This is a genomic window from Kitasatospora sp. NPDC058046 (assembly GCF_042885595.1).
Lineage (GTDB): Bacteria > Actinomycetota > Actinomycetes > Streptomycetales > Streptomycetaceae > Kitasatospora.
In genome coordinates this window covers 330,906-342,451 of record NZ_JBHVRS010000006.1, presented here as the reverse complement: position 1 = coordinate 342,451, position 11,546 = coordinate 330,906, and the positions used below count along the sequence as shown (strand labels likewise).

Annotated in this window: 10 protein-coding genes; 6 read left to right on the top strand and 4 right to left on the bottom strand. The window is 73.6% G+C overall.

Annotated elements, in window-relative coordinates; translation table 11 throughout:
* Nucleotides 1-125: 125 nt before the first annotated feature.
* Complete coding sequence (locus ACFVU7_RS15940) at nt 126-284, bottom strand: hypothetical protein (protein ID WP_181970410.1); 159 nt, start codon at nt 282-284, stop codon at nt 126-128.
* Nucleotides 281-2,218: an alpha/beta hydrolase family protein gene (locus ACFVU7_RS15935; protein WP_388045477.1), complete on the bottom strand. Its 1,938-nt coding sequence runs from the start codon at nt 2,216-2,218 to the stop codon at nt 281-283. The genes ACFVU7_RS15940 and ACFVU7_RS15935 overlap by 4 nt, the downstream gene beginning before the upstream one ends.
* Nucleotides 2,219-2,570: 352 nt before the next feature.
* Between ACFVU7_RS15935 and ACFVU7_RS15930 the strand changes: the two genes are divergently transcribed.
* On the top strand, nt 2,571-3,635 hold the full coding sequence (locus ACFVU7_RS15930; RefSeq protein WP_388045587.1) for a polyprenyl synthetase family protein: 1,065 nt from the start codon (nt 2,571-2,573) through the stop codon (nt 3,633-3,635).
* Between the two features lie 40 nt (nt 3,636-3,675).
* Here ACFVU7_RS15930 and ACFVU7_RS15925 read toward each other — a convergent pair whose 3' ends face one another.
* Nucleotides 3,676-4,671, bottom strand: a complete 996-nt coding sequence (locus ACFVU7_RS15925; RefSeq protein ID WP_388045475.1) for a helix-turn-helix domain-containing protein — start codon at nt 4,669-4,671, stop codon at nt 3,676-3,678.
* Nucleotides 4,672-4,833: 162 nt separating this feature from the next.
* Between ACFVU7_RS15925 and ACFVU7_RS15920 the strand changes: the two genes are divergently transcribed.
* From ACFVU7_RS15920 to ACFVU7_RS15900, 5 genes are all read left to right on the top strand, one after another.
* A complete protein-coding gene (locus tag ACFVU7_RS15920; RefSeq protein WP_063780328.1) occupies nt 4,834-5,187 on the top strand; it encodes a hypothetical protein in 354 nt (117 codons plus the stop codon).
* A 148-nt stretch (nt 5,188-5,335) separates the two neighbouring features.
* A complete protein-coding gene (locus ACFVU7_RS15915) occupies nt 5,336-5,494 on the top strand; it encodes a hypothetical protein (protein WP_388045474.1) in 159 nt (52 codons plus the stop codon).
* Nucleotides 5,495-5,690: 196 nt separating this feature from the next.
* Nucleotides 5,691-7,028 (top strand): FG-GAP-like repeat-containing protein, encoded by a 1,338-nt coding sequence (locus ACFVU7_RS15910; RefSeq protein WP_117486056.1) that lies wholly within the window; start codon nt 5,691-5,693, stop codon nt 7,026-7,028.
* Between the two features lie 94 nt (nt 7,029-7,122).
* Nucleotides 7,123-8,280 (top strand): FG-GAP-like repeat-containing protein, encoded by a 1,158-nt coding sequence (locus ACFVU7_RS15905; protein WP_380741011.1) that lies wholly within the window; start codon nt 7,123-7,125, stop codon nt 8,278-8,280.
* Between the two features lie 29 nt (nt 8,281-8,309).
* Nucleotides 8,310-9,839: an FG-GAP-like repeat-containing protein gene (locus tag ACFVU7_RS15900; RefSeq protein ID WP_388045473.1), complete on the top strand. Its 1,530-nt coding sequence runs from the start codon at nt 8,310-8,312 to the stop codon at nt 9,837-9,839.
* A 104-nt stretch (nt 9,840-9,943) separates the two neighbouring features.
* Here the strand turns inward: ACFVU7_RS15900 and ACFVU7_RS15895 are convergent, their stop codons facing one another.
* Nucleotides 9,944-11,515: an FAD-dependent monooxygenase gene (locus tag ACFVU7_RS15895; protein ID WP_388045471.1), complete on the bottom strand. Its 1,572-nt coding sequence runs from the start codon at nt 11,513-11,515 to the stop codon at nt 9,944-9,946.
* Nucleotides 11,516-11,546 lie beyond the last annotated feature (31 nt).

The following is an 11,546-nucleotide window of genomic DNA, read 5'->3' as shown; positions in this document are numbered from 1 at the left end:
CCCGGCGGCCTTGTTCATACAACCCAGCCCTTGGGCGCCCTTGCCGGGGGGCGCGGGGGGTGGGGAGTGGGGGGTGGGGGGGGCGTGCCCGGGGGCCCCGGGGGGCCCCCCGCCCCCACGGGGGGTCACTTCTTCGCTTCCGGCTTCGGCTTCGGCTGCCCCTTCAGGGCAGGCGCGACCGGCGCGGCCTTGGTGATGTCGAGCGCGAAGTTCTGGACCACCACGGCGCCCCGGTCACGCTCCGGGGTGCTGATCGGGTCGTTCTGGATGCTGCGTCGCTTCATGGCTGTTCACCTCCTTCCATCGACTCGGCGGGAACCCCGGGGCGGTCGCCCCGGGGTGGCGGGGGGAGCGGTGGCGGCCAGGCGTGTTCGGCGAACCGGACCATCGCGGCCAGCACCGATCGGTGGTCGGCGGTCCGGCGGCTGTAGTGGCCGCCGTCCACCCAGAGCAGCTCGTGCGGCACCGCCAGCCGCCGCAGGTCCGCGGCGTACCGGGCGACCTGGTCGGGCGGGCACCGCTCGTCGGTCCGCGAGGCGACCAGCAGGACGGGCGAGCGGACCTGGTGCACGTACGTCCGCGGGTCGGCGGCTCGGTAGCGTTCGGGCACCTCGTCCGGGGTGCCGCCGAAGAGCTGCCGGTCGAGCTCGCGCAGTGCGGGGGTGGTGGTGCGGTACGTGGCGGGGTAGTCCGCGATCGGCTGCGCGGCCATGCCGAGCGACCACAGCTCCGGCTGCGCGCCCATCGCCAGCAGGGCCAGGTAGCCGCCCCAGGAGAAGCCGCACAGGCCGGTACGCTCCGCGAGCGCCGTACCGTCGGCGACCAGCTCGGCGCGGACGGCGGCCAGGTCCTCGATCTGCGCCAGCCCGACCCGGTGGCCGTACTCGTGCTGCCAGCGGGCGCCGTAGCCGGTGGAGCCGCGGTAGTTGGTGCGCACCACCGCGTAGCCGCGGTCGACCAGGGCGTTCACCCGCGGGTCGTAGGAGTCCCGGTCGTGGGTGGCGGGGCCGCCGTGGACCAGGAAGAGGGTCGGCCACGGGCCGGGGCCGGCCGGGGTGCTGACGAAGCTGTGGATCCGTCCGTACGGCCGGGGCGTCCAGCGCCGGGTGCGGGAGGTGTCGCCGCCGTCCGGGTCGGGGTGGTCGGCCGTCGCCGTGCCGGGGCGCAGGACCAGCGGGCGGGGCGGGGTCGACTCCCGGCTCCAGACGCAGTGCAGGGTGCCGTCCGGGGCGCAGGACAGGTCGTGGATGGTGCCGCCGGGGGTGCTGATCTCCTGTACGCGCGGCTGTGCGTGCGACTGTACGCGCGACTGTGCGTGTGCCTGTACGTGCGTCTGTACGCGCGTCGCCTCCTGTCCCGGCGGCGGGTCGAGGTCGGCGAGGAGGAGCCGGCTCCGCCCGGCCCGCTCGTGCTGGATCAGCACCCCGCGCGGTCCCTGGTACCAGCCGGCCGAGATCTGCGAGTCGAAGGAGAGCCCCGGGTGTCTTCGCAGGCCCGTGCTCGCCCGCCAGGTCGCGACGGTGTACCGCTCGTCCTCCTCGGCCACCAGGAGCAGCTCCGGTTCGTGCACCGCGAGCGGGTTGAACTCGATCGGCCAGAGCCGCAGTCGGCGGTTCCCGGCGAGCCGCAGCGGACCGTCCACCGGGGTGTCGTGCTGGGCGTCCGGCCGGGTGTCCGTCGGCCAGAGGACCACCGAGTCGTCCCCGTCGGGGCGCCCGCCGAGGGCGAGCAGCCGGCCGTCCGGCGACAGGTCGGCCAGGCTCAGGTAGCCCGGCGCCGAACCGACCAGCCGGGCCTCGCCCGCGGGCGGTCCGACGTAGCAGTGCGAGGCGCCGTCGACGCCGACGGCCACCGCCGCGAGCGCGCCCGTCCGGTCGAAGGCGACGCCGTAGGCCCGCCCGGGCGGCACGCCGTGCAGCGCCGCGCCGCCCGTTCCGTCCGTTCCACCCGCTCCGCCCGCTCCGCCTGTTCCGCCCGCGAACGGCTCGCGCCACCACCGCCCCTCACCGGCGCTGTCGGCGTCGAACCACCAGATGGCCTCGCCGTCCGGCTCGATCTCGCTGAGGTGGACGCCTTCCGGTCGGTCGGTGACCACCCGGCGCCGACCCGTCCCCAGGTCCCAGGCGACCGCCTGCCAGCGCTCCTCGACGAGCCGGGTCTCGACCGCGCGGTCGGCCGCGAGCGCGGCGAAGCCGGGGGACTGGAACGCCTGCGTCATGGACCCGGCCCTTCCGGCTCGACGGCTCGATGGTGGGAACAGGCTGCGCTGAACGTCCCGGGGCTGGTGCGCCGGTGTGAAGGTCCGGTGAACCAGCGTGAAGAAAGGGTCACTTGCGGAAGATTGCGGCCACTCTAGGGAGACGCCGTGGCGGCGACCAGACCTTTCGCACAGTTGGCCGAAAGACGGCTGAAGTGACCGCCGGTAGGCGGTGATGCGGATGCGCCGGCAAGTCGCGGAGGCCACCGGCAACGGCCGCCCGCCCACGGGCCCGCCCCGACCCCGACTCCGACCCCGGCCGCGCGGCCGCGCCCGTACGGATGCGAGGCTGGGCCCCGTGAACGAGACGATCATGGCAGCCGCCCGCGAACGAGCCGCCGGACACCGGCGCCGGTTCGACCTCCGCTTCGAGGCCTACTTCGCCGCCCTGCCGGAGCGCCTCGACACGCCGCCGCTCAGCCGCTTCACCCCGCGCTGCCTGGAGCTGCTGCGGGAACTCTCACTGCGCGGCGGCAAGCGCCTGCGGGTCGCCCTGCTGTACGAGGCCGCCCGACTGGTGACCACCGACCCGGTGCCCGGCCTGGCGGAGGCCGCGCTGAGCATCGAACTGCTCCAGACACACGGGCTCGTCCACGACGACATCATCGACGACGCGCCCGTACGCCGCGGCGGCCCCTCCACCTACTACGCCTACCGCCGGGAGTTCCCGGAGGCGGACCGCACCGCCCTCGGCCTGGCCGTCCTGGCCGGTGACCTCGCCGCCTTCCTGTCGATGCGGGTCCTGTTGGAGGCGGACGTCCCCGCCGAGCTGCGCCAGGCGATGCTGGAGGTGCAGCTGAACGCGGGCGCCGAGACCGTCACCGGCCAGATCGTCGACCTCGAACGCGATTTCCGGTCGCTCCCGGACGAGGAGTTCCTGCACACCGTCTGCGAGTACAAGTCCACCCGGTACTCGGTGCTCGCCCCGCTGCGGCTGGGGCTGCTGGCCGCCGGCGCGGACCTGGCCGCCCACGACGCACGGCTGCGCCGCTACGCGACCCTGGTCGGCATCGGCGGCCAGCTGCGCGACGACTACCTCGACCTGTTCGGCGACGAGGACGCCACCGGCAAGTCCACCGGCGCCGACCTCCGCGCGGGACGCCGCAGCTACGCCGTGAGCGCCCTGCTCGCCGCCGCGGACGAGGCCCAGCGGGCCGTGGTGGAGTCCGCGCTCGGCGACCCGCACTGCCCGGACGACACGGTCGAGCACGTCCGCGAGCTGGCCCGGCGGCTGGGCGTGGACGGCAGGCTCCGCTCCGACATGCGCCGCTGCGCCGAGGCGGCCCGCGCCGAGGCCGAGGGCTGGCGCCCGCACTGGCGGGAGGAGGCGGTGGCCTTCTTCGCGGGCCTGCCGCTGTCGAACGTGGTGCCGGACTGACCGGGCGGTGCGGGCTCCTGCACTCCGGGAAGAGCGCCGTTCAGACGCGGGCCGGGAGCCAGCCGTGCTGGACGGCGCGCACACCGGCCTCGAACCGGCTGCGGGCGCCGAGCCGCTCCATCAGTTCGGTGGCGATCCGCCGCGCCGTGCGCGGCGAGACGCCCAGCCGCTTGGCGATCGCCTCGTCGGTGTGCCCCTCGGAGAGCAGCCGCAGGGCGGCCGACTCCTGGCCGCTGAGGCCCCGGGAGTCGCGCACGGCGGGGCCCACCAGGGGCCGCGCGGCGTCCCAGACGTTCTCGAACAGGGCACACAGGGCCGTCAGCGTGCCGTGCCCGGTCAGCACCACGGCCGCCGCCGCCGTGTCCTCGCTGTTCACCGGGATGACGGCGGTGGCGCGGTCGACCACGATCATCCGCGTCGGCAGCGACGGCACGACCCGCACCTGTCCGCCCCGCGCGGCGAGCCACGCGGTGTACGCGACGGTCGGAGCGCTGTTGCCCGCGCTCTCCAGGTAGACGGTGCGGATCTTCACGCCGCGCCCGAGCAGCTCCTCGTCGAGCGGACGGGCCGCCTCGATGCTCTCCGGCGTGTGGGCGCCGTCGGGGGCGAAGGTCATCACCTCGTCCCTCACCTCGCGGGTGAGGGACGCCAGCCGGTCGCGGATCGCGTCCAGGCCGACCAGGTGCTCGACCCCGGCGTGCGCGGTGGCCGGACGGAGGTCCGAGAAGTCGGCGATGAGCTGCGCCGCCGCGACCCGGGAGGCCTCGATCCGCTGCTGCTGGACCGCCAGTTCGGCCTGTTGGCGGGCCATCAGGATCTCCATGCCGACGTCCGGCGAGACCGCGCGCAGCGCTCCGTCCCGCTCGTGCGAGGGCCGGACCAGGGCGAGCTCGCTGAGGGTGTCCAGCGCCGAGCGCACCTGCGCCTCGGTCAGTCCGACCGCTGCGCAGAGCCCCAGCACACCGTCCTGGGGACGGGCCAGCATGGCCCTGTACACGGCTTCCGAAGCGGTGTCCAAGCCCAGAACAGCCAGCATTTCCTACCCCCCGGTAGCGGTCCTGTGAACGATGCGCGCATGATCATCGCACGAAGATCCGCAGCTGGACCAGGGTTATCCCGTGGACCGTTCCGGCCACGGCCCGAAGCGTCCCGGGCGACCCCCTGTGCTCCGTCCGCGCGGCCTGGGAACGTCGGAGGCATGTACCTGATCCACGTTCAGCTGCTCGCCCCGGAGGGGGCACCCCTGCCCGACGGCGTCGCCGACCTCGTCCGGTCCGTGGCGACCCCCGCGGACCGGCTGGAGCACGTCGCCGTCCACCCGCACGCCGTCCCCGACCCGGTGCTCGGCCTGTACCTCCTCGCCGACGGCCTCGCCGACGCCGAGTCCCGGGCCGCAGGGCTCTGCGAGCGGGCCGTGGCGTCCGCCGCACCGCTGCACGGCTGGTCCGTGGCCCGGGCCGGCGCCCCGCTCGTCTCGCCGTTCTACGAACTGGAACTGTCCCGATCCGGCCCCGCTGGACGGAACCGGCAGGGGACGTTTCCGTCCACCTGACATCCCTTCCGTCCGCCCCGGGCCCACGGCCAAGGTAGTGATCACCGGCCGGGAGCACCGACCGGCAAGGCCACCAGGACGAAGCGTCACCGCGGGACGCACGGTCCGGCCGCCCCCACTCGGCCCACCTCCGTGGAAGGACCCCACCATGCTGCGCACCCGTCTCGCCAAGGCCGCCGCGGTCGTCACCCTCGCCGTCGCCGCCGCGCTGCCCGCCGTCGCCCTGTCCGCCGCCGGGCACACCACCGCCTCCGTCTCCCGTGTCGAGGCCGCCGACGTGCACGACGAGAACATGATCTGGCAGTAGCCGGCACCGCCGCGGGCGCCCACGACCGCTGCTCCTGCAGGGCAGCCGTCCCGCCCCGCGCCCACTGAACACCGGTCCCGGTCTCCGGCGGGCCGGCACGGTCTCCGTGCCCGTCGCCACCGCCCGACCCGCGGACCGTTCCTCACCGTCGCACCACGCCTGTCCCCGCCATGCCCGAAACAGGAGAAAACCCACCATGCGTAAGCGTTCCCTCCGCACGCTGGTCACCGCGGCCTTCGCCACCGCCGCGGTCACCCCCGTCCTCATGTTGACGGGAGCCCAGATCGCCGTCGCCAGCGTCGGGTCGAACATCGTCGGCACCGCCGAGGCCAACCTCGGCCACGGCGCCTGCGACACCAACAGCGCCGGCGGCAGCGGCTACTACACCAGCTGCGGCGAGTCCTGGTGCGCCGACTTCGCCCGCTGGGTCTGGGCGCAGAACGGCGTCAACGTCTCGGGGCTGACCTCCGGGGCCGGCAGCTTCGGACAGTACGGCTCCGGTCTGCACTCGACTCCCCGCGTCGGTGACGCCGCCGTCTTCAACTACAACGGCTCCGACTACGCGGAGCACGTCTCGCTGGTCGTCTCGGTCAACTCCGACGGGTCGGTCGGCACCATCGGCGGCAACCAGGGCAACAGCCAGGTCACCCGCGGCACCATCACCGCCGGCGGGATGTACGGGTCGAAGCACGTCAGCGGCTACGTGTCGCCGATCGGCGGCCGGGGGTCCTCGGCCGGTACGGAGTCGGGTGGGGCGGGTCGGGTGCGGTGGGCGGACTTCGACGGTGACGGCCGTGCGGACTACGTCATCCTGAACGACAACGGTTCGGCGCGGGTGTTCCTGAACAAGGGTGGTGACGGGCACGGTGGTTGGAGCGACCTGGGGCAGGTCACGACGGGGATGACCAGCGACCGCAGTCGGGTGCGGTTCGCGGACTACGACGGTGACGGTCGTGCGGACTACATCCTGATCAACGGTGACGGTTCGGTGCGGGTGTTCCTGAACAAGGGTGGTGACGGTCACGGTGGTTGGAGCGACCTGGGGCAGGTCGCGACCGGGCTCACCGCCAACCCCGCCCAGGTGACGTTCGCGGACTTCGACGGTGACGGTCGTACGGATTACGTCATCACCCAGCCGGACGGTGCGGTGGGTGTCTTCCGCAACACCGGTATCGGCAGCTGGAGCGACCTGGGCAAGGTCGCCGGCGGTGTCACGGCCGACACGTCGCGGATCAAGTGGGCGGACATCGACGGTGACGGGCGTGCCGACTACAACATCGTGAACCCGGACGGCAGCATCACCAGCTACGTGAACCACGGTGGTGACACCGGTGGCGGCTGGACCCTGCGTTCCAAGATCACCACCGGTCTGACCAGCAACCAGAACACCGTCGACCTGGCCGACATCAACGGTGACGGCCGGGCCGACTACCTCGTGACCACCGGTCCGACCACCGCCTTCCTCAACAACGGCGGAGACGACCGGAACAACCCCGGCTGGATCGACTACGGCCAGATCGCCGCCGGCGCCTGAACCGGTCCCACCCGAGGCGGGGCGCCGCGCGCCGGGTGCCCGCGGTGCCCCGCCACCCACCTGATCGATCGCCCTTAGTGAAGAGAGTGAATCCTTGAACCCGCGCCGTAGCATCCCGGTCTCCCTCGCCGTCCTCGCCGCAGCCTGCGGACTCGGCGCGGGCACCGCCAACGCCGCCTCGGTCAGCACCTGGGACAAGGTCGCCCAGTGCGAGAGCACCGGGAACTGGAGCATCAACACCGGCAACACCTACTACGGCGGGCTGCAGATCAGCCTGGCGAACTGGCAGCACTACGGGGGCACCGCGTACGCGGCCCGCCCCGACCTCGCCACCAAGCGGCAGCAGATCCTGATAGCCGAGAAGATCCTCGCCGACCAGGGCGCCGGGGCGTGGACCTGCGCGCCGGGCACGGGTCTCGCCACCGACCACGCCAACCCGTACCCCAGCGGGGCCGGTACGGAGTCGGGTGGGGCGGGTCGGGTGCGCTGGGCGGACTTCGACGGTGACGGCCGTGCGGACTACGTCATCCTCAACGACAACGGTTCGGCGCGGGTGTTCCTGAACAAGGGCGGTGACGGCCACGGCGGCTGGAGCGACCTGGGGCAGGTCACGACCGGGATGACCAGCGACCGCAGCCGGGTCCGCTTCGCGGACTACGACGGCGATGGCCGTGCGGACTACATCCTGATCAACGGTGACGGGTCCGTCCGGGTCTTCCTGAACAAGGGTGGTGACGGCCACGGTGGTTGGAGTGACCTGGGCCAGGTCGCGACGGGGCTCACCGCCAACCCCGCCCAGGTGACCTTCGCCGACTTCGACGGTGACGGCCGCACCGACTACGTCATCACCCAGCCGGACGGTGCGGTGGGTGTCTTCCGCAACACCGGGATCGGCAGCTGGAGCGACCTGGGCAAGGTGGCCGGAGGTGTCACCAGCGACACGTCGCGGATCAAGTGGGCGGACATCGACGGTGACGGGCGCGCGGACTACAACATCGTGAACCCGGACGGCAGCATCACCAGCTACGTGAACCACGGTGGCGACACCGGTGGCGGCTGGACCCTGCGTCCCAAGATCACCACCGGTCTGACCAGCAACCAGAACACCGTCGACCTCGCGGACATCAACGGTGACGGCCGTGCCGACTACCTCGTGACCACCGGTCCGACCACCGCCTTCCTGAACAACGGCGGAGACGACCGGAACAACCCCGGCTGGATCGACTACGGCCAGATCGCCGCCGGCGCCTGAACCGCGACCGGAAACAGGGAAGGAACCCCGTGAAGCGCACCACCACACTCGCCATGGCCGCGGTGACCGCAGTGGCCGCACTCGCCGCCGTGGCCCCCACCGCGTCCGCCGCCGCACCGACGCCCGCCCCGGTCCTGCGGGTGATGCCGCTCGGCGACTCGATCACCGCCGGGTATCGGAGCACCACCGACGCCGGGTACCGCGGACCGCTCGCCGACCTGGTGGCCCAGCAGAACCGCTACACCGTCGACCTGGTGGGCTCGCGCGGCAACGGCGCGGTGCTCGACCCGGACAACGAGGGCCACAGCGGGTCCATGGTCAACGACCTCCTCGCCGGAGTCGACGGATGGCTGGCCGCCGCCCAGCCGGACGTCGTCCTGCTCCACATCGGCATCAACGACCTGGACCGGGGCACCGACAAGGCGCACGCCGCGGACCGGACGTCGGCGCTGATCGACCGGATCCTGGCCGACCGGCCGGGGGTGACCGTCCTCGTGATGGGCCTGATCCCGACCACACCGAACCTGACCGCCCAGGTGGCCGACTACAACAGCGCCCTGAGCCAGGCCGTCCTCGCGAAGCAGGCCCAGGGCCGCAAGGTCCGCTACACCGCCGCGCCCGCGCTGACCCCGGCCGAGATGGCCGACGGCCTGCACCCCGATGACCTGGGCTACCAGCGGCTGGCGCAGACCTTCGACCAGGCCCTGGACCGCGCCTTCACGGACGGCCTGGCCGCCCCGGCCCCGGTGCACCACGCCGGTACGGAGTCGGGCGGGGCGGGCCGGGTGCGCTGGGCCGACTTCGACGGCGACGGCCGCGCCGACTACATCGTCCTCAACGACGACGGCTCGGCCCGGGTCCTCCTCAACAAGGGCGGTGACGGCCACGGCGGCTGGAGCGACCTGGGGCAGGTCACGACCGGGATGACCAGCGACCGCAGCCGGGTCCGCTTCGCCGACTTCGACGGTGACGGCCGCGCGGACTACATCCTGATCAACGGTGACGGGTCCGTCCGGGTCTTCCTGAACAAGGGCGGTGACGGCCACGGCGGCTGGAACGACCTCGGCCAGGTCGCGAGCGGGCTCACCGCCGACCCCTCACAGGTCACCTTCGCCGACTTCGACGGCGACGGCCGCGCCGACTACCTCCTCACCCAGCCGGACGGCGCCGTGGGCGCCTTCCTCAACCGGGGCGGCGACGGCCACGGCGGCTGGATCGACGACGGCAAGGTCGCCGGCGGTCTCACCACCGACCGCGGCCGGGTCCGCTTCGCCGATCTCGACGGTGACGGGCGGGCCGACTACAACGTCATCAACCCGGACGGCTCCATCACCACCTTCCTCAACAAGGGCGGCGACGGCCACGGCGGCTGGACCGACTACGGCCGGACGGCGACCGGGCTCACCACCGACCAGGCCACGGTGGCGCTGGCCGACATCAACGGTGACGCCCATGCCGACTACCTCGTCACCACCGGCCCCACCACCGCCTTCCTCAACAACGGCGGTGACGGCCACGGCGGTTGGACCGACTACGGCCGGATCGCGGCGGGCGTCTGAGCCGGCGGGTCATTGATCGACCCGCGTGGCGCGATGCGTAGGGCGGTGGTCTTCACGGTGGGGAACCCCGCGAAGACCACCGCCCGTACGGCCGCGGTCGGCGGCTACCGGCGGGCGAGGGTCGCCGTGACCGCGTCGCGGGCGGCGTCGCGGGCGTCGGCCTCGCTGGAGAGCCAGGCGAGGTGGCCGTCGGGCCGGACGAGGGCGGCGGTGACGCCGGACCAGGCGGGACGGTGGCCTGCCGGGCGGTGGCCCACCGGGCGCCGGCCGGCCGGCGGAGCGGTGTGGACGTCGAGGCCGGGCGTCACGTCGTGGGCCAGCGGCGCGAGCGGTGACGGGGCGCCGGGGGCGGTGGCGAGGTCGAGCAGGACGTAGCGGCCGCGGCGCAGCAGGGGCAGCAGCGTGCCGCCGCCGTGGACGGCGAGGTCGGGGGCGCGGGTGCCGGTGAGCGGGTGGGCGCCGGACGGGTCGGCGGGCGGGTAGGTGACGGCGAGCCCGGCGGAACGCAGGGCCAGGGTGTCGGAGAACTCCGGAACGCCGGCGATGAGTTCGCCCAGCAGGTCGCGCATGGCGAGGTTCTCCGGGGTGTAGGTGGTCATCAGGCCGGTCTGCGCGCGGGTGCTGCGCAGCAGGTCGGCGCCGACCGGGTGGCGTTCGGCGTGGTAGCTGTCGAGCAGGCCGTCGGGGGCGGTGCCGGCGAGGGTCTGGGCGAGCTTCCAGCCGAGGTTGCCGGCGTCCTGGAGGCCGACGTTGAGGCCGGGGCCGCCGGCGGGGAAGTGGGTGTGGGCGGCGTCGCCGGCGAGCAGGACCCGGCCGTGCCGGTACCGCTCGGCCTGGCGGGTGGCGTTGCCGAAGGTCGAGATCCAGCGCGGGTCGCGCATGCCGTAGTCGGTGCCGGTGATCCGGCGGACCCGGGTGCGGAGCTCCTCGACGGTGGGGGTCTCGGGTCGTTCCCGGACGCTCCGCGCGTCGTTGCCGACCACCCGGTAGAGGCCGTCGGGCAGCGGGAAGACCATGACGGTGCCGTGCTCGGTGGAGACGGAGTGCGCGGCCGGCGGCGCGTCGAGGACGACGTCGGCCATCCAGGCCCACCGGGTGGCGGCGGTGCCGGGGAAGCCGATGCCGGCGGCGGTGCGTACGGTGCTGCGGCTGCCGTCGCAGCCGACCAGGTAGGCCGCGCGCAGCCGCCGGGGCCCGGCCGGGGTGTCGACGTCGACGGTCACCGCGTCCTCGTGCCGGGTCAGCCCGGTCACCCGGTGCTCGCGCAGCAGGCGGACGCCGACGGCCTCGGCGTGGGCGGCGATGAGTTCCTCGGTGCGCGCCTGCGGCAGGGCGAGGGTGAACGGGTAGGGCGTGTCCAGCCGGGAGAAGTCCATCCGGCTGGTGAGCGAGGCGAAGTGTCCGCTGGGCACCCGCAGGCCTTCGGCGAGGAACGGCGCCACCAGCCCCCGGGCGGCGAACAGTTCGAGGCTGCGCGGGTGGACGGTGAGGGCGCGGGAGTGCGGGTCGGGCTCGGCCCGGGTCTCCAGCACGGTCACGTCGACGCCGTGGAGCCGCAGTTCGCAGGCGAGCCAGAGGCCGACCGGTCCGCCGCCGGCGATGACGACCTGGTGCGTGGCGTCCGGTGCGGGGGCGGGGGCGGAGGTGTGCGTGCTGGTGTGCGTGGCTTCGGACATGGCGAAGCCCCCTTTCTTGGTCACTGACCAA